This window comes from Nonomuraea rubra (assembly GCF_014207985.1).
Lineage (GTDB): Bacteria > Actinomycetota > Actinomycetes > Streptosporangiales > Streptosporangiaceae > Nonomuraea > Nonomuraea rubra.
On the sequence record NZ_JACHMI010000001.1, the window covers coordinates 6,055,834 to 6,077,844 of the forward strand.

25 protein-coding genes are annotated in these 22,011 nt (G+C 70.6%); 15 read left to right on the top strand and 10 right to left on the bottom strand.

Annotated features, from left to right (window positions below; genetic code table 11):
- Positions 1–86: 86 nt before the first annotated feature.
- The 4 genes from HD593_RS27450 to HD593_RS27465 form a co-directional block, all read right to left on the bottom strand.
- Entirely contained in the window at positions 87–1,067 is a 981-nt protein-coding gene (locus HD593_RS27450) for an NADP-dependent oxidoreductase (RefSeq protein ID WP_221524990.1), read from the bottom strand.
- Between the two features lie 211 nt (positions 1,068–1,278).
- Complete coding sequence (locus HD593_RS27455) at positions 1,279–2,070, bottom strand: hypothetical protein (RefSeq protein ID WP_221524991.1); 792 nt, start codon at positions 2,068–2,070, stop codon at positions 1,279–1,281.
- Between the two features lie 24 nt (positions 2,071–2,094).
- Positions 2,095–3,666 carry an MFS transporter gene (locus HD593_RS27460; RefSeq protein WP_221524992.1) on the bottom strand — a complete coding sequence of 524 codons (1,572 nt, stop codon included), beginning with the start codon at positions 3,664–3,666 and terminating at the stop codon, positions 2,095–2,097.
- 81 nt (positions 3,667–3,747) lie between these two features.
- Positions 3,748–4,476: a class I SAM-dependent methyltransferase gene (locus HD593_RS27465; RefSeq protein ID WP_185104950.1), complete on the bottom strand. Its 729-nt coding sequence runs from the start codon at positions 4,474–4,476 to the stop codon at positions 3,748–3,750.
- A gap of 104 nt (positions 4,477–4,580) precedes the next feature.
- On the opposite strand from HD593_RS27465, the gene HD593_RS27470 reads away from it, so the two are divergent.
- Positions 4,581–5,177: a helix-turn-helix domain-containing protein gene (locus HD593_RS27470; RefSeq protein ID WP_185104951.1), complete on the top strand. Its 597-nt coding sequence runs from the start codon at positions 4,581–4,583 to the stop codon at positions 5,175–5,177.
- A 229-nt stretch (positions 5,178–5,406) separates the two neighbouring features.
- Here the strand turns inward: HD593_RS27470 and HD593_RS27475 are convergent, their stop codons facing one another.
- Positions 5,407–6,138 carry an SDR family NAD(P)-dependent oxidoreductase gene (locus HD593_RS27475; RefSeq protein ID WP_185104952.1) on the bottom strand — a complete coding sequence of 244 codons (732 nt, stop codon included), beginning with the start codon at positions 6,136–6,138 and terminating at the stop codon, positions 5,407–5,409.
- A 191-nt stretch (positions 6,139–6,329) separates the two neighbouring features.
- On the opposite strand from HD593_RS27475, the gene HD593_RS27480 reads away from it, so the two are divergent.
- The 7 genes from HD593_RS27480 (at position 6,330) to HD593_RS27510 (ending at position 11,266) form a co-directional block, all read left to right on the top strand.
- Entirely contained in the window at positions 6,330–6,494 is a 165-nt protein-coding gene (locus HD593_RS27480; protein ID WP_185104953.1) for a hypothetical protein, read from the top strand.
- A complete protein-coding gene (locus HD593_RS27485; RefSeq protein WP_185104954.1) occupies positions 6,491–6,943 on the top strand; it encodes a Tn3 family transposase in 453 nt (150 codons plus the stop codon). The genes HD593_RS27480 and HD593_RS27485 overlap by 4 nt, the downstream gene beginning before the upstream one ends.
- A gap of 333 nt (positions 6,944–7,276) precedes the next feature.
- Entirely contained in the window at positions 7,277–8,080 is an 804-nt protein-coding gene (locus tag HD593_RS27490) for an ABC transporter ATP-binding protein (protein WP_185104955.1), read from the top strand.
- A 32-nt stretch (positions 8,081–8,112) separates the two neighbouring features.
- Positions 8,113–9,984, top strand: a complete 1,872-nt coding sequence (locus tag HD593_RS27495) for a hypothetical protein (RefSeq protein WP_185104956.1) — start codon at positions 8,113–8,115, stop codon at positions 9,982–9,984.
- Positions 9,985–10,163: 179 nt separating this feature from the next.
- Positions 10,164–10,313 carry a hypothetical protein gene (locus tag HD593_RS27500; protein WP_221524994.1) on the top strand — a complete coding sequence of 50 codons (150 nt, stop codon included), beginning with the start codon at positions 10,164–10,166 and terminating at the stop codon, positions 10,311–10,313.
- Between the two features lie 255 nt (positions 10,314–10,568).
- Complete coding sequence (locus HD593_RS27505) at positions 10,569–10,802, top strand: hypothetical protein (protein WP_221524995.1); 234 nt, start codon at positions 10,569–10,571, stop codon at positions 10,800–10,802.
- Positions 10,799–11,266: an SRPBCC family protein gene (locus HD593_RS27510; protein WP_185104958.1), complete on the top strand. Its 468-nt coding sequence runs from the start codon at positions 10,799–10,801 to the stop codon at positions 11,264–11,266. Before HD593_RS27505 ends, HD593_RS27510 begins: the two co-directional genes overlap by 4 nt.
- A gap of 13 nt (positions 11,267–11,279) precedes the next feature.
- On the opposite strand, the gene HD593_RS61840 is transcribed toward HD593_RS27510, so the two are convergent.
- Positions 11,280–11,390 carry a hypothetical protein gene (locus HD593_RS61840; RefSeq protein WP_312903751.1) on the bottom strand — a complete coding sequence of 37 codons (111 nt, stop codon included), beginning with the start codon at positions 11,388–11,390 and terminating at the stop codon, positions 11,280–11,282.
- Position 11,391: 1 nt separating this feature from the next.
- Between HD593_RS61840 and HD593_RS61845 the strand changes: the two genes are divergently transcribed.
- The 7 genes from HD593_RS61845 to HD593_RS27545 all read left to right on the top strand — a co-directional run bounded on the left by HD593_RS61845 (position 11,392) and on the right by HD593_RS27545 (position 17,117).
- Positions 11,392–11,694, top strand: a complete 303-nt coding sequence (locus HD593_RS61845; RefSeq protein WP_246546745.1) for a hypothetical protein — start codon at positions 11,392–11,394, stop codon at positions 11,692–11,694.
- A 167-nt stretch (positions 11,695–11,861) separates the two neighbouring features.
- Entirely contained in the window at positions 11,862–12,332 is a 471-nt protein-coding gene (locus HD593_RS27520) for a hypothetical protein (protein WP_185104959.1), read from the top strand.
- Positions 12,333–12,343: 11 nt separating this feature from the next.
- Positions 12,344–13,369 carry a peptidoglycan-binding protein gene (locus HD593_RS27525; protein WP_185104960.1) on the top strand — a complete coding sequence of 342 codons (1,026 nt, stop codon included), beginning with the start codon at positions 12,344–12,346 and terminating at the stop codon, positions 13,367–13,369.
- Entirely contained in the window at positions 13,366–14,067 is a 702-nt protein-coding gene (locus HD593_RS27530; RefSeq protein ID WP_185104961.1) for an ABC transporter ATP-binding protein, read from the top strand. The genes HD593_RS27525 and HD593_RS27530 overlap by 4 nt, the downstream gene beginning before the upstream one ends.
- Complete coding sequence (locus HD593_RS27535; protein WP_185104962.1) at positions 14,064–15,266, top strand: ABC transporter permease; 1,203 nt, start codon at positions 14,064–14,066, stop codon at positions 15,264–15,266. Before HD593_RS27530 ends, HD593_RS27535 begins: the two co-directional genes overlap by 4 nt.
- A 37-nt stretch (positions 15,267–15,303) precedes the next feature.
- Positions 15,304–15,993: a response regulator transcription factor gene (locus tag HD593_RS27540; protein WP_185104963.1), complete on the top strand. Its 690-nt coding sequence runs from the start codon at positions 15,304–15,306 to the stop codon at positions 15,991–15,993.
- Between the two features lie 53 nt (positions 15,994–16,046).
- Entirely contained in the window at positions 16,047–17,117 is a 1,071-nt protein-coding gene (locus HD593_RS27545) for a sensor histidine kinase (RefSeq protein WP_185112773.1), read from the top strand.
- 289 nt (positions 17,118–17,406) lie between these two features.
- Here HD593_RS27545 and HD593_RS27550 read toward each other — a convergent pair whose 3' ends face one another.
- From HD593_RS27550 to recD2, 4 genes are all read right to left on the bottom strand, one after another.
- The gene (locus tag HD593_RS27550) at positions 17,407–17,790 is read right to left on the bottom strand and encodes a VOC family protein (protein WP_185104964.1); all 384 of its coding nucleotides are present in this window, start codon (positions 17,788–17,790) and stop codon (positions 17,407–17,409) included.
- A gap of 58 nt (positions 17,791–17,848) precedes the next feature.
- The gene (locus tag HD593_RS27555; RefSeq protein WP_312903754.1) at positions 17,849–18,379 is read right to left on the bottom strand and encodes a GNAT family N-acetyltransferase; all 531 of its coding nucleotides are present in this window, start codon (positions 18,377–18,379) and stop codon (positions 17,849–17,851) included.
- Positions 18,376–19,572, bottom strand: a complete 1,197-nt coding sequence (locus HD593_RS27560) for a L,D-transpeptidase (RefSeq protein WP_185104965.1) — start codon at positions 19,570–19,572, stop codon at positions 18,376–18,378. The genes HD593_RS27555 and HD593_RS27560 overlap by 4 nt, the downstream gene beginning before the upstream one ends.
- Positions 19,573–19,714: 142 nt before the next feature.
- Positions 19,715–21,949 (bottom strand): SF1B family DNA helicase RecD2, encoded by a 2,235-nt coding sequence (recD2, locus tag HD593_RS27565; protein ID WP_312903756.1) that lies wholly within the window; start codon positions 21,947–21,949, stop codon positions 19,715–19,717.
- Positions 21,950–22,011 lie beyond the last annotated feature (62 nt).

Sequence of the window (22,011 nt, forward strand, 5' to 3'; positions counted from 1 at the left end):
CGGGGGCGGTCACCTGCGCGGCGTGGTCCAGGCCGGTCCGTACGGGGAGGCGGCGGCCTGGCATCGGGTTCAGCCCGCGGGAGGGGTCATCGGGTGGCCGCCGGGTCCACGATGACGACGAGTTTGCCGCGGGTGTGCTGCTGGGCCAGGTCCGCCAAGGCGCGCGGGGCGTCGCTGAGGGGGTGGGTGGTGGTGGCGGGTTCGGGCAGGATGCCGTCCAGGACGTGGGCGGCCAGGGTGTCCATGGTGCCGGGACGCAGGTCGGTGGTGCCCATCACCGTGGTGACGGCCGGGTGGGCGGGGGTGCCGGGGGTGGTGCTGAGCAGTCGTCCGCCGGGGCGCAGCGTCCGGGTGGCGGCGATGACGGCCTCGCCTGTCAGCGCGAGGTTCACCACGGCGTCGATGCCGCCGGGGTGGCGGCGCCGTACCTCCCCGATCAGGTCGGTGCCGCGGTGGTCGATCACCTCGGTGGCGCCCAGGCCGCGCACGTAGTCGCGGTCGGGCCCGGTGCCGGTGGCGAGGACGACGCACTGCGCGGCCAGCAGCGGCACGACGACGCTGCCGATGCCGCCGGGCGCGCCGATCACCAGGACCGTCTCGCCCGGCTGGAACCGTCCGCGCTCGAGCACGGCCAGGCCGGTCATGCCGGTGCTGGGCAGCGCGGCCGCGGTGACCACGCTCAGCTTCGGCGGCCGTTTCGCCAGGAACGGGCCGGCCTGGAAGGTCGCGTACTCGGCCAGCGCGCCGGAGGTGACGGCGGGGATGCCGACGCCGGCGGCGAACGACGGCGGCGCGCCGAACCCGAACACCTCCTCCCCCACCTCGAACCCGCGCGTGCCGGGGCCGATCTTGGTCACGGTGCCGGCGGCGTCGGTGCCGGGGACGAACGGGAAGTCCAGCGGGACCATCTCGCGTACCGTGCCCGCGGTCATCAGCAGGTCGGCCGGGTTGAGCGAGGCGGCGGCCACCCGGACCTGCAGCTGTCCCGGGCCGGGCTCGGGGATCGGGAGGTCTTCGACGGTGAACGTGCCGGGCGGGCCGTATCCGGGAACGACGAGGGCTTTCATGAGCATCCCTTCCCAACAGACAGGTTGTCTCTCAGCAGGCATCCTGTCCGGACCGGTGCACCTCGGCCAGTCTCATAACCGGCGTTCCGTCTCCATCTGGACAGGACGCCCGAAATGTCTCGGGAAGACGCCCGCGCGGCTCCCGCCGCCACCCACGGCGGCGACCCGGCCGCGCCGCCTCGCCGCCGTGGTGAGCGGGTGCTGTACCTGGTCAGCGGGGCGGGGGCTGCTCGACGCCCGGCCCGCCCGTGTGCGGCGCCGCGACGTAACCTTCGGCGGGCGCGGGAAGCGCCTCGACACAGGCCGCCGAGCAGGCGTTGACCAGCAAGGGCAGGACATCGGCGCCCGAGGTCCACCGTGAGATCCAGACCTGGCGGAGGTTGCCGGCGTCGAGGTGCTGATCGCAGACGCTGCACATGCGGATCTCGGTGGCGCCCCAGACGCAGGGGTCCAGGTCGCCGAGGGCCGGGTTGCCGGCGGTCGCGGGCCTCAACGCCGGGAAGGGCGGGCGCCGTTTGTAGTTGCCGTAGAGGGCGCGGGTGCTCACGGTGCTGCGCCGCAGGTTGCGGCACCGGGTGATCTCGTACGGGAACCAGTGCAGGCGGTAGGAGGTGTACGGGGTGAACTCCTCCAGGCTTCGCATGGCGCCGATCTCGGGCGGGATGCGTACCAGGCTGCTGCCGTACAGCAGGAGGTGTTTCACCGAGGTGAGTCCGGCGATGGTCGGCGGGAGCGTGACGATCTGGCGCCGCTGTTCGGGGGTGAGTTCGGCCAGTGGCTTGAAGACCTCCCGCCGGTCGGCTGCCGCCTGTTCGACCAGCTCCAGCAGGCGGATCCATCCGGGTGCCGTGGTGTCCTGGCGTTCGGGGTGGAAGCGGGTCGCGCGCTGCGGCGTGGTGCTGGTGTACGCGATGCACGTGCAGTGTTCACGGGACGGGCCGGCGGGACCGGCGGCGTCTGCCCAGTGGTTCGTGAACAGCTGCGGCGCTGATTCCTCACTCATCCGCTCACCGTAGTGTCACGGTGCTCAGGAGTCGTTCCCGGCCTTTTGCCGCGGGCCGCGCGCCAGGACGTAGACGAACAGGATCGCCATGACGGCCGCGCCGGCCCACATCGCCTGCTGCCAGCCGTCCACGAAGGCCTCCTGCGCGGCCCGGGCCAGCGCCCGCGCGTCCGGACCCGCCTCGCGGGCGGCGGCCAGGGCGTTGGAGATGCCCTCGCGGGCGGCGTCCGCAGGCGGCAATGCGCCCGGCAGCGTGCCCGGCAGCGTGCCCGGCGTTGCGCTGAGGCGGGTGTCGAGGGCGGTGCGGTAGCCGGCGGTCAGGACCGCGCCGAGCAGCGCGACCCCGAGCGCGCTGCCGAGCTCGCGGGTGATGTCGTTGAGGGCCGAGGCGACGCCTTGGCGTTCGCGGGGCAACGCGGTGGTGATGGCCTCGGTGGACGGCGTCATCGTCAGCCCCATGCCGGCCCCCATGGCGAGCATGCCGGGCAGGATCGAGGGGTAACCGCCGTCGACGGAGACCAGGGCGGCCATGAGGACCAGGCCCGCGCCGCCCAGCAGGATCCCCCAGGCCATGACCTGGCGGCTGCCGATGCGTGCCGCCAGGCGCGGGGCCAGGCCGGAGGCGGCCATCATCAGCAGCGCCATCGGCATGAACGCCAGGGTGGCGAGCAGGCCGGACCAGCCGAGCACCGCCTGGAAGTACGGGAAGAGCACCACGAAGATGCCCGCCTGCACGCCGAACACCGTCAGCAGCGACACCGACCCCGAGGCCAGGCCCCGCCGCCGGAACAGCCGCACGTCCAGCAGCGGAGCCGGCCGGCGCAGCTCCCACGCCACGAACGCGCCGGCGGCGGCCAGGCCGGTGAGCAGGCTCAGGAGCGTCGCGGGAGCGCTCCACCCCTGCCCGGGGCCCTCGTGGAGGAACAGGACGAGCCCCACCACCGCGATCATGGACGTGAGCGCGCCGACGGCGTCGAAGCGGCCCCGCGACGGCTCGCGCGAGTCCGGGACGGAACGCAGCGCCATGGTCAGGGCGGCGGCCACGAGCACGACCGGCAGCACGAACAGCCACCGCCAGCTCGCCAGATCCACCAGGACGGCCGACAGGTACATGCCGAGGATGCCCCCGCCGCCGGCGACGCCGGTCCACACGCCGATCGCCTTGGAACGTTCCTCATCGGGGAAGGTGGAGGTGATGACGGCGAGCGTGACCGGCATGATCATCGCCGCGCCGGCGCCGCTGAGGAGCCGCGCGGCGAGCATGACCTGCGAGGAGGGGGCGAGGCCGGCCGCCGCGCCGGCCACGCCGAAGACGAGCAGGCCCGCGATGAGCATCGGCCTGCGGCCCCACCGGTCGCCCAGCGCGCCGAGCGGCAGGAGCAGCGCGGCCAGCGTGAGGGTGTAGACGTTGATGATCCACAGGACTTCGCTCTGGGAGGCGCCGAAGGCGGCGGTGAGCTGCGGCTGGGCGACGTTCAGGCCGGACACCGAGGCGATGACCGCCATGAGGGCGAGGCAGACGGTGATCAGGATGGTGCGGCGGTGGCGCGGGTCGTGGATGGTCGCATCGCGGGCCGCCACGGGCGAGGTGGTCACGGGGTTCCTTTCGCGGGAGGGCAGGAGGGGTCGGCGCCGGAGCGGCGGGGCCCTGGCGCTGGTGGACGGGGGGGGTCGGGGCTACCGGTGGCGGGTGGCGCGGACGACCACGTCGTGCAGGGGGACCGGGCGGCCTGGGAGGGTGCGCACGTGCTCTTGCGCGGTGACGATGTCCCACTGGGTGCGGGGCAGGCGGGCCGTGATGGCGGCGGGGGTGGCCGACGCCTCGGCGGGCGGGTGGTGGCCGTGACCGGCGGCGGCGCCGCTGTGGGCCGCGCCGCTGTGAGCGTGGCCGGTGGCGGCGCCCGGAGTGTGGGCGTGGCCGGCGGTGGGGCCGCCGGCGCCGGGGGCGTCGTGGGTATGGCCGAGGGTGTCGTGGGTGTGCAGGTGGCCGACGATGAGCAGGGTGCCGCCGGGGGCGACCCAGCCGGCGATGCGGTCGTAGAAGTCCAGCTGCGGCATCGCGGGGTGGGCGTAGTGGGTCATGACCAGGTCGAACGGTGCGTCCGGGCGCCAGGTGGTGAGGTCGGCCCGCACCCAGTGCAGGCGTCCGGCGGCGTCGCCGGACGCCGGGCGCCTGGCGGCCGCGGCCAGGGCGTGGGAGGAGATGTCGGCCGCGGTGACGTGCCAGCCGCGCTCGGCGAGCCAGATCGCCTCGGCGCCGCTGCCGCACCCGGCGTCCAGGGCCGTGCCGGGTGCCAGGCCCACGGTTTCCGGGGCGAGGTACGGGTTCGGCGGGTGGCCGCCCATGGAGGCCTCTCCCCCGTGCCAGTGCTGCTCCCAGTAGTCCTTGTCGAAGGCGTGCGTCATCGCTGGTGTTCCTCGTTCGCGGTGATGGGGTCGGGGTCGTTCCTCATGGTGGTGAACGACCCGGCGGATGCGCAAACCTTGTTGCCGAATGGCAAAATGGCGGGGTGGACGAAACCATTGACCGCACCCTCGACGCCGTCGGGCCGAGGCTGAAGCGCCTGCGGCTGCAGCGGGACGTGACGCTGGCCGACCTCGCGACGCAGACCGGGATCTCCACCAGCACGCTGTCCCGGCTGGAGGCGGGCCTGCGGCGTCCCACGCTGGAGCAGCTGCTGCCGCTGGCGCGCGCCTACGGGGTCACGCTGGACGAGCTCGTCGACGCGCCGCCGACCGGCGATCCCCGCATCAACCTGCGTCCCATCGCCTGCGGTGACGGCACGGTCGTCCTGCCGCTGACGCGCAGGCCGGGCGGGATCCAGGCCTACAAGTTCGTCCTGCCGGCCGGCGGGGACGACGCCGAGCCGGACCTGCGCACCCATGAGGGCTACGACTGGGTGTACGTGCTCAACGGGACCCTCCGTCTCGTGCTCGGGGAGCACGACCTGCTGCTCGAGCCCGGGCAGGCGGCGGAGTTCGACACGCGTACGCCACACTGGTTCGGGGCCGCCGGCGCCGGTCCGGTGGAGTTCCTGAGTCTCATCGGCAAGCAGGGCGAGCGCGCGCACGTCCGTGCCGCGCCGAAGGGCGCGCCGGGCGGATGAACGGGCGGATGAACGGGCGGATGAATCGGCACTCAGCGGGCGGTGGCCGCGCGGCGGCCCGATGGGGGACGCCCGCGCGGCCACCGGTCACCTGCCGCCCGTCGCCCGGCCGCTGGACATCAGGGTGACGATCGCGTCCAGGTCGTTGGTCTGGCAACGCCGATCACAGCATGGGCCGGGGCCGCCCGGCGAGCGACTTTCCCGGCCATGCTCAGAGTGGTGCGTGCGTTCAGTCGACGACGGCGCCGCCGGTGAGGTTGACCTCGGTGGCGGTCATCGTCGCGGCACGGCCGGAGGCGACGAAGGCCGCGGCGTTGGCGACGTCTTCCAGTCGCGGCCGGCGGTGGAGCAGGGTGAGGTTCGCCTCCGGGTCGTCGCCGGGCGGCTTGGACGGGTCGGGTGAGCCGGGAGACAGCAGCCAGCAGACCCGGATGCCGTGCGGGCCGAGCTCGGCGGCAAGCTGGCGGCACAGGCCGGCGAGGGCGGACCAGGCGACGTGCGAGCCACCGAGGAGCGGGATGGCTTCCCGGCCCCCGCCCATGGCCAGGATCACGCCGGTGCGGCGGCCGATCATGTGGCGAGCGACGGCGGTGGCCACGGTCAGGTGGGTGGTGACGGCCTTGGTGACGGTGCGCAGCACGTCGTCGGCGGCCATGCCGATGAGCGGGGTGCCGTGCAGGTCGTCGTTGGACGTGGCGTTGAAGGCGATGTCGATGCCCGCGCAGCGCTGGGCGACGGTGTCGGCGTGCTGCTCGACCGCGGCCCGGTCGGTCGCATCGAGCGGGGCGGCCTCGGCGCGTCCCCCGGTCTGGGAGATGGCGTGGGCCAGGTCCTCCAGAGGTTCGCGGGTGCGTCCGGTCAGGTGGACGGTGGCGCCTTCGCCGGCGAAGACGCGGGCGACCGCGGAGCCGATCGCTCCGGCGCCGCCGTAGACGATGGCGGTCTTGTTCTCCAGCAGCATGACGATCCCTTCTCCGGCGCATGGGGGCGGTGATCGGTGGCCGCACAGGTACTCTTCGCTGAACCAGGCAGGGCTAAACGCCCGCTCAGGACGCCCGGCAGGTGACGTCACGCGCCGGCATCGTGCCGTCGGCCGGCCCACTCGTGGCGGATGGTGCCCGTGGTCCGCCGGACGCGGGAGGAGCATCCCTGGTGGAACGACCCGGTGGCGGATTCGCCGCTGGGGCGGAGCGGGCCAGGAACGTGATGGCCCACGCGGTGGTGGAGTTCTACAATCCCGCGCAGCTACGCGGCCTGCAGCGGCTGAACGTCCTCCACCAGCAGGAAGCGGACACCGGCGATCCGGCGGAACGATGAACCGGCCCGATCCGCGGCACCTGCCGCCGCAAGCCGAACAAGCAGCTCACCGTGCGCGTGTCCCGGCTGCCGCGAACGCGAGTGGTCAAACGGCCGGTTTCAGGTATCCGCCGGCCGTCAGGCCCGCGAAGGCGGCATCGGCGTCGGTCAGCTGGGATGTGATCGGCCGCCACTACGATCAGATGATCAAGTGCGCGACCGCGTTGCGGCTCAAGACCGCCGAGGCCCGCCAGATGCTGCGCCGCTTCACCCGCGGCTGCCCCGAGCATCCCACCTACCAGGCCATCGAAGAGCTGGGCCGCGTGGTCCGTACGGTATTCATCTGCGAGTACCTCGCGGACGAGGCGCTGCGTCAGGATCCAGACCGTCGTGCGCGATGCGAAGTGGCGCAAGAGACTGACCCCGATCGTTCTGCGCGGCCTTTCCGTAACTGTTTGGACCCCACCTGAACCTGTACGGCAGGCTGGAACTGGACCTGAATCTAGGCGGCGCCGAGCAACGGCAAGGCGACGGCGATGCCGCGGCCGCCGGCGAAGGCCGGCGAAGTCTTCCGCAGGAGGTGACTGTGACTGCTGCGCGGTCCAGGGACTGTGAAGCGGAAGTTCTCCAAGGGAGAGGGGGTTTCTGATGCCCGGCAGAGGCCTACCCCGGTGGAGCAGCGTGCCGGCCGCCATCCTCGCCGCGGCGGTGCTCGCTACAGTGGAGGCACTCCGATCATGGCGCCAGCCGGCTCTGGCATCGGATGTTCGTCAATTGACTGCCACAACCCCATCGGTGGCCATATGACTGAAGAGCGTAGTGAGAATGCCCAACCGCCAGCGGGCGATGAGCGGTTACCCGCGTTGGAGGTTCGGGGCCTGAGAAAGGCGTTCGGTGACGTGGTCGCCGTGGAGCGGGTGGACCTGACGGTGCCGAGTGGTTCGTTCTTCGGGCTGGTCGGGCCGAACGGGGCGGGCAAGACCACCTCTTTGTCCATGGCGGTCGGGCTCCTGCGCCCCGACGCCGGGGCGGCACGGGTGTTCGGCGTGGATGTCTGGGCCGAGCCCGTGCGGGCCAAGACGATGCTCGGCGTGCTGCCGGACGGCCTGGCGATGCCCGAACGGCTGACCGGCCGGGAGATGCTCACGTATCTGGGGCTGTTGCACGGTCTGGAGGCCACCGTGGTCGCCGCGCGCGCCGAGGAGCTGTTGACGGTGATGGAGCTGGACGGCGCCGAGCGGACGCTGGTCGGCAACTACTCCGCCGGCATGCGCAAGAAGATCGGCCTGGCCACCGCACTGCTGCACGGTCCTCGGCTGCTGGTCCTGGACGAGCCGTTCGAGGCGGTGGACCCGGTCTCGTCGATGACGATCAAGGCGATCCTCCAGCAGTTCGTCCGCCGAGGCGGCTCCGTGGTGGTCTCCAGTCACTCCATGGCGTTGGTCGAGCTGCTCTGCGACCAGGTAGCGGTGATCGCCGCGGGCAGAACGGTCGCCGAGGGCACCCTTGACGAGGTGCGCGACGGCGCCAGCCTGGAGGACACCTTCGTGCGACTGGTCGGCGCGTCGAGCCCGGGTGAGCAAGGACTCTCGTGGTTGGCGTTCTGATCCGGATGAAGCTCGCGATGCTCCGGAACTCGATGACCGCAGGACACGCGGCAGAGATGACCCTGGGCGCCGTGCTCGGCCTGCTGACCGCGTCGGGCACGATCATGGTGGCGGTGAACGACGCGGCCATCTCCGCCGATGTGCTCGCGGCCGTGTTCGCCGGGTGGGCGCTCGGCTGGGTCCTCGGCCCGCTGTTCGCCGGCGGCGAGAAGAACGACCTGCGGCCCGAACACCTCACCCGCGTTCCGATGACGTCCAGGACGATGGCGAGCGGCCTGTTCGGCGTGTCGTTGTTCAGCATCGGGGCCGCGGTCACGCTGCTCGCGCTGCTCGCCCTCGTCGTGTTCGGCGCCCGGCTCGGTCCCGGGCCGGCGCTGGTCGCGGTGGTTACGGTGCCGGCCATGCTCGCGACGCTGGTGCTCTGCTCACGGATCACGGTCGCGCTGGTCGGCGAGACGATGCGCTCCCGGCTCGGCGCGGCGATGATCGCCATGCCGTGGGCGGTGATCGTGGCGTGCGCCTCGAACATCGGCATCCTGCTCGTCGTGCTCGGCCAGTCCCAGCTGCTGCGTGGCGGCTGGCCGGCCTGGCTGCCGATCACCCTGCGGGTGCTGCCCTCCGGCTGGGGCATCGCGGCCGTCGAGGCGTCGAGCCGATCCGACTGGCTGGTGGCGGGCGGCGCCCTGGTCGCGCTCATCGCGCTGGTCGGCGGCCTGCTGGCGTTGTGGTCGAGGCTGCTGCACCGCCGCATCACGGGTGCGCTTGGCGCGCCGGCCGTCCGGCCGAAGGCGTCCACCCGATCCCTGCTCGGACGGTTGCCCTCGACCAGGCTCGGCGCCGTCATCGGCAAGGAGCTGCGGACGTGGCCGAGGGACATGCTGCGGACCTACTTCTGGTTCTTCGCCCTGTGGTTCAGCATCGCCTACACCGCGCTGCCGCTGCTCGCGGGCGTCACGGCCTACCTGCCCTGGGCAGGCATCGCGCTGGTGGTCATCGCCGCGGCGTGCTCGGCGAACCTCTACAGCGCCGACGGCAGCGCGCTGTGGCTGACGCTGATGACCCCGGGCGTCGAGCGGGCGGACGTGCGGGGCCGCCAGACGGCGTGGCTGCTGGTCACCGTGCCGGTGGCCGTGGCGCTCACCGTGATCGGAGTCCTGATCAACGGGCAGAGCCGGCTCTGGCCGTGGACACTCGGCATCCTCGCCAGCTCGATCGGGACCGGAGCCGGCCTGCTGGCGCTGCTGTCGGTCATGGTACCCATCCGGATGCCCGACGCCCACCGCCGCAGCGCGAACCCCGCCACCGACAGCGGCAACCTCACCGGGCTGGTCTGGACGATGATCGGCGCCTCGGTCGCGGCCGCGCTGCCCGTCGCCGCGCTCGTGCTCGTGGGCACGTTACGCGACGACCCGCTGCTGCGGTGGTCCGGTCTCCCCCTCGGCCTGGCCATCGGCGGACTGTGCATGTGGTTGTTCGGGCGGCTGGCCTACCGCAGGCTCGAGACGAACGGACCCGAACTGCTGGAGAAGCTGCGTGGCGGGAACCCGAACCTCCGCCCGCGGCCCGGGGAGCCCAAGGTCGTCCTGGTCGAGCCGCCAGGCGGGACCGGTATGCGCCTCACCGCCAGCCTGTGTCTCGGCGGCGGGTGGGTTCCGATGGCCTCCGGCGTGATCTCGTTGATCCTGATCTCCCAAGGCGGTACCTCGCAGACGCTGTGGACCTTCGCGACGCGGCTGCCCGAGCCGCTGCCCGTTCCGGTCGCGATCCTGCTGATCGGGCTGAGCGTGCTCATCTACGCCACCGGCGTGCGCACCCTGCTGACGCTGCGCAGACGCCGGCGTGAACCGACGCGGATCCCGGCGTCCGGCGCACCAGCAGGACAGTTGCCGCGCCCGCGGTCATGAAGGCGGGGGATGTGAACCGCAAGACCTTCATCCGCACTGAGCGGGGTGCCGCCGCCTCCATCCCCCGGCGGGCCTCGCCCAGCTCGGGCGCCCGTAGCGGTCCCCACGGTGGTGTACGCCGCCGGCAGGTTCTACGACATGACCGCCTGCGCGAGGGCCCTGCGGATCGCGGTGTGGCGGTGCCTGAGATCGCAGCCGAGCTGATCATCCCCACCGGCAAGAACAACGGCAGCAACCCCTCCGTGGCCAGCGTCTATCGCGCGCTGGCCGATACCGGCGCCACCCCCGCGCATGACGACGATGGCCCGAACTCTGCCCTGCGCCGCTGAAGTCGGTTACTGAGGGGGTTACTTTTCCTCTGGTGGCATCAACCCGGGCGCCGGGCCTCTACCGGCTCGTCACCGCCGGCGTTTCCGCCCGGCAGCTCCAGCAGGACCCACCGGCCCGTCCGTCTCACTCAGCTGTGTCCACGCGCCGGCCCCGGCCTCATCCATGAGCGCTTGCGCCGACATGATGGGGGGCCGCCCGGTAGCCGTGCAGGCGGAACGCCGGCCGACATGCGGTACATTGTTACCATGGTAACAGTGGAGCGTACTCAGACGGGCCTCCGGCTCGAGAAGAACGTGCTCAAGGTGCTCAAGGGACTGGCCGAGTACCTGGACATCTCGCTCGGTGACCTGGTGGAGGGCATCGCGCTGCACTCCTTCGACGGCAAGGCGCCGTTCACGCCCGAAACCCTGGTCAAGATCGAGCAGCTCAAGGCCGTGTACGGCCTGACGCTGACCTCCGCCGACGCGCACCGGCTGACCGAGCGATGAGCGGCGCGCAGTACACCCTCACCGGAAGGCTGGCGGTCGCGCTGCCGCCCGAGGCGGCGTTCACGCTGTTCACGCCGCGCGGCGAGGAGCTCTGGGTGGCCGGATGGCGGCCCCGTTTCCCGATGGGGACCAGCGATGACTCCGCCCCCGGCACCGTCTTCGAGACCGGCACGGACGACGAGCTGACCATCTGGGTGGTGGCCGCGCGCGAGCCTGGACGGCGCGTCTCGTACGCCAGGGTGACGCCCGGTTCCCGGGCCGGGACCGTCACGGTCGAGGTGGACGCGGACGGGCAGGGCGGCAGCACCGTACGGGTCACCTACGAACTGACCGCACTCACGCCGCAGAGCCAGGGACCTCTGCGCGAGTTCGCCGGGAGCTATCGGGACTTCCTGCGGTCGTGGGAGGTGGACATCGCCCGCCATCTCGGGTCCCCGCCGCCGGCCCCGACCGTCCGGACGTAAACGTGGACTCAGGTCATCCGGTGCCGCCGGGAGAGACCAGGCCGGTCTCGTAGGCGAGCACCACCGCCTGGACACGGTCGCGCAGGCCGAGCTTGGACGGGATGCCGGCGACGTGGGTCTTCACCGTGGCCACGCTGAGCGACAACTGCCCGGCGAGTTCGGCGTTGCTCAGGCCGGTGGGCCGGCAGGCGCAGCACGTCCAGCTCGCGAGGCGTCCGGCCCGGCAGGCCGCGATGCAGGGCGGGCTTCAGGTCGTCGCGGCGGGCGACGCGCTCGACCGGGCGGCGGGTGATGGTCGGCGCGAGCAGGGCGTCGCCGGAGCGCACCCGGCGCCGCGTGTGCCGCCGGTGTCGGTCACCTCGATCTCCAGCCACTCGCCGGGGCTCGACGAGCAACGGAACGAAAGTCTCGGTTTCCAAGGTTTCTGAGGGCTGAACCCGAGACTGGTCTATCCGATCACGGCAGACCCGCAACGCTCGCCCACACAACCGACTTTTCAAGATCGCGAAGATGGCCGAAGTCGAGCTCGGATTGCGGCCTGAGTTAAAGGTGGGTTAAGCAAATCTGGTTAGCTTCTTTTAAGCCCCTGACCTGCATGCTGCAGGTCATGGCGAACATGAAGAGTGCCCTGAAGATCGCAGCCTTCCTCGCTACCTCAGTCGTCCTCGCCTCTTGTGGCGGCGGCTCCGGGGGGCAGGGAGATTCCGGTGATCAGGCGAAGTACGCGGCGTGCCTACGGGATCAGGGTCTCACCGTCACGGAGCGGAGCGACGGGCTGGACATCAAGGCGGACTCCCCGGAGAAGAGCAACGCGGCCAAGGCGGCCTGTAAGCAGTACGCCCCGGCCGGTGAGGAGGTGTCGCCCGAGGACAAGAAGAAGGCGATGGACACCGCGCTCAAGTACGTCGAGTGCATGCGCAAGGCGGGAGTCGACATGCCGGACCCGAAGCAGGATCCCGACGGCGGTGTCGCTCTGAAGCTGCCGGACGGGATGACCGAGGACACGCCGGTGGTTCAGCAGGCGCAGAAGGCGTGCCAGGAGCTCTCTCCTGGGAACTCCGAGTGAGGCGCACGGCGGTGCTGCTGAGCGGCGTAGCGGTGATCGGAAGCGGGGCTGTGGTGGGGTTCATGAACCTCCCCGGTCGTACGGCAGCGCCGGCAGCGAGCCCCAACGGTGCACAGGCGTCGTCTGTGCCGATCACCCGTTCCGACATGGTGGACACCAAGCAGGTCAGCGGCACCCTCGGATATGCGGGCCGCCGCAGCCAGCCGAACCGGGCCGGCGGGGTGGTCACGGCCACCCGCGCCGAGGGAACGGTGGTGCGCCGTGGCGGCTGGCTGTACAAGGTGGCGGGCAAGCCGGTGTTCCTGATGTATGGCGCCGTCCCGATGTATCGCCGCCTTGGTGTCGGCACCACGGGTCCGGATGTCCGTCAGCTGGAGCTGAACCTGGTCAAGCTGGGATACAAGCCCGGCACGGTCGACAAGACCTTTACCGCGGTGACCGCCCGGGCGGTGTGGGCCTGGCAGCGCGATGAAGGGCTGGTGGCGACGGGCAGGGCGGAGGTAAGCCAAGTGATCTTCTCGGGGGGTTCGCTTCGGATCGCGGAGAACTCCAAGCAGGCTGGGGATGCCGCTGAAGGTTCGGTGGTGACAACGACCGGGACGGAACGAGCTATCACCATCAAATTGGAGACCTCCCACCAGCAATTCGCCCGTAAGGGCGCCAGGGTGAAGGTACAGCTGCCCGACGGCAAGAAGGTCGCTGGAACGATCTCCTCTGTCGGAACCGTCGCACGGCCCGGGAAGGATGCGGACAGTCCGGCGACGATCGAGGTCAGGGTCAAGGTCGGCGGCGAACTGGGCAGACTTGATCAGGCGCCGGTCACGGTCGAGCTACGAACCGGGCGCCGCAAGGACGTGCTGTCGGTGCCGGTCGAGGCACTGATCGCGCGGGCAGGCGGCCAGTACGGCGTGCGGGTGGTGCAAGGCGGGGCACGCCGGGTGGTGCCGGTCGAGACGGGCCTGTTCATGGGAAGCCGCGTGGAGATCTCCGGTGCTGGCTTGTCGGAGGGCGTGAGAGTCGAGGTGCCCGCGCTATGACCGTCGTCGTCGAGCTGAGCAGGGTGACCAAGGAGTTTCCCGGTGGCGTTCAGGCGCTGCGAGGAGTGGATCTGCGCGTGGATAGCGGAGAGCTGGTCGCCATGGTCGGCCCTTCCGGGTCGGGCAAATCGACCCTGCTCAACATGATCGGAACTTTGGACCGGCCAACGCGAGGTCAGGTGCGCATCGCGGGCTACGACGTGGCGCAGCTGAACGATCGCGAGCTGTCGGCGCTGCGCGCCCAGCACATCGGATTCGTCTTCCAGCAGTTCCATCTCGCGGAGGGAGTTTCCGCTCTCGACAACGTCGCTGACGGTTTGCTGTATGCCGGAGTGGGGCGGCGTGAACGTCGGCGGCGGGCGGGTGAGGCATTGGAGCGTGTCGGTCTGGCGGATCGGCTGGAGCACCGGTCGAATCAGATGTCGGGCGGGGAGCGGCAGCGGGTCGCCGTGGCGCGCGCCGTGGTCGGTGAGCCGTCGCTGGTGTTGGCCGATGAGCCGACCGGCAACCTTGACACCGCTTCGGGGGCAGAGGTTCTCGCGACGTTGCGGAATCTGAACGCGGCCGGCGCCACCGTGGTGATCATCACGCACGACCTGGAGGTCGCGGCCGCCGCGCCCCGCAGGATCCACATCCGTGATGGCCTGGTCGTCGCGGATGAGGTCTCCGAGGTCGGCGAGATGGGAGCTCTCCGATGACGGATCGGATCGGCAAAGCACGGCTGACCCCTGCCCGGATGAACCTGGAGGATGTGGCGCGAGTGGGTGTGGCGGGGCTGCGGGCCCGGCCCACGCGGGCCGTGCTGTCCGCGTTGGGGATCGCCATCGGCATCGCGACCATGGTGGCGGTGCTGGGCATCTCCTCCTCCAGCCAGGCTCGCGTGATGGAGACCCTGGACGCGTTGGGGACGAACATGTTGACCGTCGCCCCCGGCAAGCAGTTCTCCGCGCAGAAGGCCAGGCTGCCGAAGAACGCGGGCCGGATGATCCGGGGCGTGGAGCATGTCGCCATGGCCGGCCAGACCGGTGACACCGGAAAAGCCATCTACCGCAACGATCGCATCCCTTCCACACGCACCGGCGGCCTTCAGGTCCGCGCCACCTCCCTGGATCTGCTGGAGGTCCTGCAGACCCCGGTCCGCAGCGGAAGGTGGCACGATGTGGCCACCGCGGCGCAACGCACCGTGGTGCTGGGATCCACGGCCGCCACACGGCTGGCCGCCACCGCCGGAGACGCGGTCTGGATCAACGGCCAGTGGTGGACGGTGATCGGGGTCCTGGCCGAATCGCCACTGGCAGAGGACGTCGACGTGGCCGCGCTGGTCGGTTTCGCCGCGGCGGATACCTTCCTCGGTTTCGATGGACACCCGACCTTGGTCTATACGAAGATCGCTGAGGAGAAGGTCACAGAGGTCAGGGCGCTGCTGAATCACGCGGCGAACCCCGAGCATCCGGAGGAGGTCACGGTCAGCCGCCCCTCCGACGCCCTGGCGGCGAAGGCCGCGGTGGCGGGGGCGTTCACCAGCCTGTTGCTCGGTGTCGGTGGCGTGGCCCTGCTGGTGGGCGGGGTCGGCATCGCCAACACGATGATCATCTCGGTGCTGGAGCGGCGGCGTGAGATCGGCCTGCGTCGCGCGCTCGGGGCCACCACCGGCCAGGTTCGCGTCCAGTTTCTCGCCGAATCCCTGATTCTGGCCGGTGTGGGCGGGCTCACCGGCTCGGTGCTAGGAGTGGTCGCCACCATCGGGTTCGCGCTGACGCAAGGGTTGCCGCCGGTCGTGCCGGCGTGGGTGATCGGCGGCGGGCTCGGCGCCACGCTCGTCGTCGGCACCATCGCCGGGCTCTACCCGGCGATGCGGGCCGCTCGGATGTCGCCGACGCTGGCCCTGTCCGCCTGAGACGTACCATGATGACCGACAGCTGGGAGCAGCGAACATGCGCGTGCTGGTTGCCGAGGATGAGAAAGGCTTGGCCGACATCATCGGCACCGGGCTGCGCAAGGCCCGGATGGCGGTGGACGTCGTCTATGACGGGGACGCGGCTCTGGAACGGGCGATGACCCATGAATACGACGTGATCGTGCTCGATCGGGACTTACCCGAGATCCACGGTGACGACGTCTGCCGGAGGCTGATGGAGGCGCAGGTCCCGGCACGGATCATCATGCTCACCGCCGCGGGTGACCTGTGGTCGAAGGTGGAGGGGCTGGGCCTGGGATCTGATGATTACCTGGCCAAGCCCTTCGACTTTCCCGAGCTCGTCGCCCGGATCCGGGCCCTGGCCCGGCGGGTGCCGACCCGGCTCCAGCCGGTTCTGGAGATGGCGGGCATCACCCTGGACCCGGCCTACCACGAGGTGCATCGTAACGGGCGTTATGTGGCTCTGAGCCCCAAGGAGTTCACGGTGCTGGAGGTCTTCATGCGGTCGGGGGGAAGTGTGGTCAGTGTCGAGGATCTCCTGGAGAAGGCATGGGACGAGAACGTCGACTACTTCACCAACTCCGTGCGGGTAACGGTGGCGACGCTGCGCAAGAAGCTGGGACCGCCACCGGTGATTCACACCGTGATCGGAGCGGGCTACCGTCTCGTCGACCCTGGCCACGGAGCACCGTCAGGGTCCGGCTGACCGCGCTCTATGCCAGCCCGTTCCTCATCATGGCCGTGGTCATGCTTCTCGCGGTGAACCTGCTGCTCAGCAGCGCGCTTGGGGTGAGCGTCTCCGTCTCGGGGCGAGCACCTCAGCCCACGGCCGCCGGGGCGCCGACCCGGGGCGAAGTCGACGAGGAAGCGGTGTTCGAAGGCGACCTTCAGCTGCAGTATGAGGTCCTGAGATATCAATGGGCCGCCACCGCGATCATTATCGCTGTCCTGACGGTGGTCTCGGTGATCCTGGGCTGGTGGCTAGCCGGGCGCGTCCTGCGCCCGATTCGCGGCGTCACCTCCACGGCCCGCCGACTGTCCCTGTCCAACCTCCATGAACGGATCGCGATGCAGGGCCCCGACGATGAGCTCAAGGAGCTCGCCGACACCTTCGATGACATGCTCGACCGGCTGGAGCGCTCGACCGATGCTCAGCGGCGATTCGCCGCCAACGCCTCCCATGAGCTCAAGACACCCTTGGCGCTGGACCGGGCGCTGCTGCAGGTGGCGTTCGGCGAACTCCCCGAGGAACTGTTGGAGGCCCGGGATGAACTCCTCGCCTCCAACAGCCGCCAACATCGGCTCATCGACGGACTCCTGATGCTGGCTGCGGCAGAACACACGCTGACCAGCGTAGAGCCCGTCGATCTGGCCGACCTGGCCCGGCGTGTCATCTACGGGCACCCCGGCGCGACGGTGGACCTGTCACCGGCCCTCACCTCCGGCGATCCCGTTCTGGTCGAGCGGTTGATCGCGAATCTCGTGGAGAACGCCGAGAAGTACAACGACCAGCGTAGGTTCATCGCCGTCCGGACCGGAACGGGCAATGAAGGCGCGGTCCTCACCGTGGAGAACACCGGGCAGGAGATCGCCCACGAGGTGGTGTCATCGCTGTTCGAGCCGTTCCGGCGCCTCACCGGCGACCGTACCGAGTCGGTGTCCGGCGCGGGCCTCGGCCTGTCGATCGTGGCCGCCATCACACGCGTCCACGGAGGCACGATCGACGCCGTCCCCCGCGTCGGCGGCGGCCTCGCCGTGACGGTACGCCTCCCGGACATGGGGTCAGTGGTGAAAGCGCAGCCAAGGCTCTCAACGGGCGGGCGGAGGTAAAGCAACGCAGCGACTCCACCCATGTGATCAGTGGCCGTGCGGAGCCTGAATCGGCTCGAGCTGGCCGGGAACCGAGACTTTTCGTTCCGTTGCTCGTCGAGCCCCTCGCCGTCCTGGCCGATCGTCACGGTCGCGGCGGCCCCGGGCGCGTGCTTGATCGTGTTGGTGAGGGCTTCCTGTACGACGCGGTGGGCGGCGAGGTCGAGCCCGCCGGACGGCCCCGTCGAGGCGGCCACCGCCCGCGCCGGCCAGCAGGCCCATGACATGCGTAAAGGATCAGGTCGCAGCCTCAGGGGGTCGTCGCGGCCCGCTCGGCCTCACTGCGCAGGACACAGAACTCGTTACCCTCGGGGTCGGCGAGAACGGCCCAGCCCGCGCCATCGGTGTTGCGGCGGTCGGCGACGAAGGTGGCGCCCAGCCCCAGCAGGCGGCCGACCTCCTCATCCCGCGAGGTCTCCGGACGCAGGCACAGGTGGAACCGGTTCTTGACCGTCTTGGGCTCCGGCACCTGGTTGAAGTGCAGCAGCGGTCCCTGCGGAAGCAGGACCTGCGTCTCGTCATCCCCGGGCCTGTCCTCGGGATGCATGGGGCAACCGGTGACCTCGCTCCAGAACCGGGCGAGCTCGTAGGCGTTCGCACAGTCGATCGCCACGTTCTGCACTACCGAAACCATGCGGGCAACGACCCCCTTCCATCTCATCGTGCTGATCGTCTGGTCCGGCGACACCCGCTCACAGGCGGCGTTGCAGGAGCATGCCTGGCCACTCCCCCACGGTGAAGGGGGCGACGCGGGTGAAGCCGCAGCTTTCGTAGTAGGCCACCAGGCGGCCGTCGTGGCCGGCGTAGCAGTCGACGCGCAGCAGGCGCACGCCGCGGCGGGCGGCTTCGTCGGCGGCCCAGCCGAGCAGGGCGCGGCCGATGCCGTGGCCGGCGTGGCGGCGGCCGGTGACCAGGGCCTGCACGTAGAGCTCCGGTTCGGCCGCCGGGGTGACGTAGTCGTGGGCGGGGCCGACGCAGATGCAGCCGGCGGGCTCGCCGTCGTGCTCGGCGATGCGCATGCCGCCGCCGGCCAGCCAGGAGGTGACCTGCTCGGTGCGCTTGGCGTCGCCGGTGAAGGGCCGGGTGCCCCACTGGCCGGTACGGCCCTGGGCGGTGAGCCAGGTGACGGCCGAGTCGAACATGGCCAGGACGGCGGGCACGTCCTCCTCCCGGGCCGGCCGGATGGTGACGGGCCGGGCAGGGGTGGCGGGGCCGCGGGTCACGACTTGCTGCTCTTGTTCAGGGCGCTGCCCTTCTTCCACTGGGAGAACGACATCTGCCAGTATCCCCAGCCGTTGTTCCACTCCAGCTCCCGGTCGGTGCCGGTGATGTCGACGACGTCGCCGCGCTGCACGTTGTCGTAGAACCACTTGGCCTGGTCGGGGCGGGCGTTGATGCAGCCGTGGCTGACGTTGCGCACGCCCTGCGCCCAGACGTTGTTCTTGGCGTGGACGTACTCGCCGGAGTTGGAGATGCGCACGGCGTGGTCGATCATGACGTCGTAGTAGCCGGGGTCGCCCTTCTTGCGGCCCGGGGAGATCATGCGGACCGGGCTGCCACGTTCCATGGTGAGGTGGACGCCCGAGGTGGTGGTGTATTCGCGGGTGGTGGCCATGCCGGCGCTGATGCGCATGGTCTGGACGCGCTTGCCGTCCTTGTAGACGTACATCATCTTCTTGCGCGTGTCGATCTTGCTGATCTGCTTGGCGCCGATCTTGAGGTTGGCGGTGTAGTCCTTGACCCCGTACAGGCCCTTGCCGCCCTTGATGCCGGTGATGTTGGCGTTGAAGGTGACCTTCTGGTGGGCCGGCCAGTACTTGGCGGTGCGGTAGATGACGACGGTGTCGTTGATCCAGCGCCAGGCGCCCTCGACGGGCTTTTCCGCCTCGATCTCCAGGGCGCGCTCGATGGTCGCCTTGCTGGTGACGGGCTGGTTGAAGGTGACGATGATGGGGGCGCCGACGCCGAGGGTCTCGCCCTTGGCGTTGGGGGTGACGTCGGCGACCTGCAGCGCGCGTTCGGGCTTGGCGGTGGTGAACGTGCTGGTGGCGGTGGTGACGCCGGCGGTGGCCGAGACGTTGTAGCTGGTGGACGGCTTCAGCGCGGTCCTGGAGATCCAGCGGGTCTTGTCGGCGTTGAACTTGCCTTCGAGCTGCTCGCCGTCGGCTTCGACGGTGACGTTGTCGAGCGGGGCGCCGGCGGCGGCCACGACGACCTTCTTCTCGGGGCTGACCTTGCTCGCGCCCTCGTCAGGGGTGATCTTGACGGTGGGGGCCTGGGGGGTGGCACTGGTGCTCGGCTGGGAGGCGTCCGGTGGCTGCGCGGCCGGGGCGCTGGAGCATGAGGCCGTCAGCGCCGCCGCCGCGAGCAGCGCGAACGCGGTGGCGGATCTCCTCCGAACGGGCGCAACGTTCAACTTCGTCCTCTCCCCACGGCACCACAATGGCACCCCAAAAACTTTAATGCTCCCGCATGTAAGACGCGGAATCCTTTGGGAGAGTTCGATCACATTTCAATCACTTCTGAGCGAAGTGGGTGGCGGCCGGCGACTGGCCTGGTCAGCGGGTGGTCAGGCGGTGCGTCAGGCCGGTGTGGCGGCGGCCCGCCCCCTTGGTGCGGACGGCCTGCGCCAGCGCGCGGCGCGAGCCCACGATCACCACGAGCTTCTTGGCCCGCGTGATGGCGGTGTAGAGCAGGTTGCGCTGCAGCATCATCCAGGCGCTGGTGGCCAGCGGGATGACCACGGCCGGGTACTCGCTGCCCTGCGAGCGGTGGATGGACACGGCGTAGGCGTGGGCGAGCTCGTCCAGCTCGTCGAAGGCGTACTCGACCGCCTCGTCCTCGTCGGTCAGGACCGTGAGCTTGTGCTCGTCGGGACGGATGTCGGTGACGATGCCGACGGTGCCGTTGAACACCCCGGCCGCGCCCTTGTCGTAGTTGTTGCGCAGCTGGGTGACCTTGTCGCCGACGCGGAAGACGCGCCCGCCGTACCGCCGCTCCGGCATGCCCTCGCGGGCCGGGGTCAGCGCCTCCTGAAGGGCGATGTTGAGCGCGCCGGCGCCGGCGGCGCCGCGGTGCATGGGCGCCAGCACCTGGACGTCGCGGCGCGGGTCGAGCCGGAAACGGCGCGGGATGCGGCGGGCGACGACGTCCACGGTCAGCTCGGCGATCTCCTCGGGCTCCTCGCAGGGGAACAGGAAGAAGTCCTTCATGCCCTCCAGGACGGGATGACGGCCGGTGTTGACGCGGTGGGCGTTGACGACGACGCCCGACTCCTGCGCCTGGCGGAAGATCTGCGTCAGCCGCACCCGCGGAATGTCCTCGGCGGCCAGGAGATCCTTGAGCACCTCGCCGGCGCCCACGGACGGCAGCTGGTCCACATCCCCCACGAACAACAGGTGCGCGCCCGGGGCCACCGCCTTGACCAGCTTGTTGGCCAGCAACAGGTCCAGCATGGACGCCTCGTCCACGACGACCAGGTCGGCGTCCAGCGGGTTGTCGCGGTCGAAGGTGGCCTCGCCGCCGGGACGCAGCTGCAGCAGCCGGTGCACCGTGGTCGCCTCGTGGCCGGTCAGCTCGGCCAGGCGCTTGGCCGCGCGCCCGGTGGGCGCGGCCAGGATGACCCGGGCGCGCTTGGCGCGGGCCAGCAGCACGATGGAGCGCACGGTGAAGCTCTTGCCGCAGCCCGGCCCGCCGGTCAGGACGGAGACCTTCTCGGTGAGGGCCAGGCGGACGGCCTGGCGCTGCTCGGTGGCCAGCTCGGCGCCGGTCTGGCCGTGCAGCCAGGTCTCGGCGCGTTCCCAGTCGACGTCGGCGAAGGCCTTGAGCCGGTCGTGGCCGCCCCGCAGCAGCGTGAGCAGCCCGCCGGCCAGGGCGGTCTCGGCACGGTGGAAGGGCGGCAGGTAGACGGCCGGGACGTCGTTCTCGCCGGCCGGGATCGTCTCCCGCACGACGCCCTCCTCGGCGACGAGCTCCTCCAGGCAGCCGGTGACGAGCGGGGCGGGCACGTCGAGGATCTTGACGGCGTCGGCGACCAGGTTGGGAGCGGGCAGGTAGCAGTGGCCGTCGTCGGCGGCCTGCGACAGCGTGTAGCGCAGGCCGGCTTTGACGCGTTCCGGGCTGTCGTGCGGGATGCCGACGGCCTGGGCGATGGTGTCGGCGGTCTTGAAGCCGATGCCCCACACGTCGTCGGCCAGCTTGTACGGCTGGCTCTTGACGACGGAGATGGAGGTGTCGCCGTACTGCTTGAAGATGCGCACCGCGATGGAGGTGGACACGCCGACCCCCTGCAGGAAGATCATCACCTCTTTGATGATCTTCTGTTCCTCCCAGGCGGCGGCGATCATCTTCGTCCGCTTGGGGCCCAGCCCGGGCACCTCGACCAGGCGCTCGGGCTGCTGCTCGATGACGTCCAGGGTGCCGGTGCCGAAGTGGTCGACGATGCGCTCGGCCATCTTGGGGCCGATGCCCTTGATCAGGCCCGAGCCGAGATAGCGGCGGATGCCCTGCACGGTGGCCGGCAGCACGGTGCTGTAGGACCACACCTCGAACTGGCGGCCGTAACGCGGATGCGACGTCCAGCGGCCGCGCAGCCGCAGCGACTCGCCGACCTGCGCGCCGAGCAGGGGGCCGACGACGGTCAGCAGGTCGGCGCCGGAGCGTTCGGTGGCGACGCGGGCGATCGTGTAGCCCGTCTCCTCATTGGCGTAGGTGACACGTTCGAGTACGGCGTCCAAGATCGCGGCTGCCGGACCGTCCTGAACCTGCGCCACCCCGAGCCTCCCCTCCGTCACGGGCCAGATTAGAGCAGGAACCACCCGCGGCTGTCGATCACCGGGCAGAGCGGGCCCCGCCG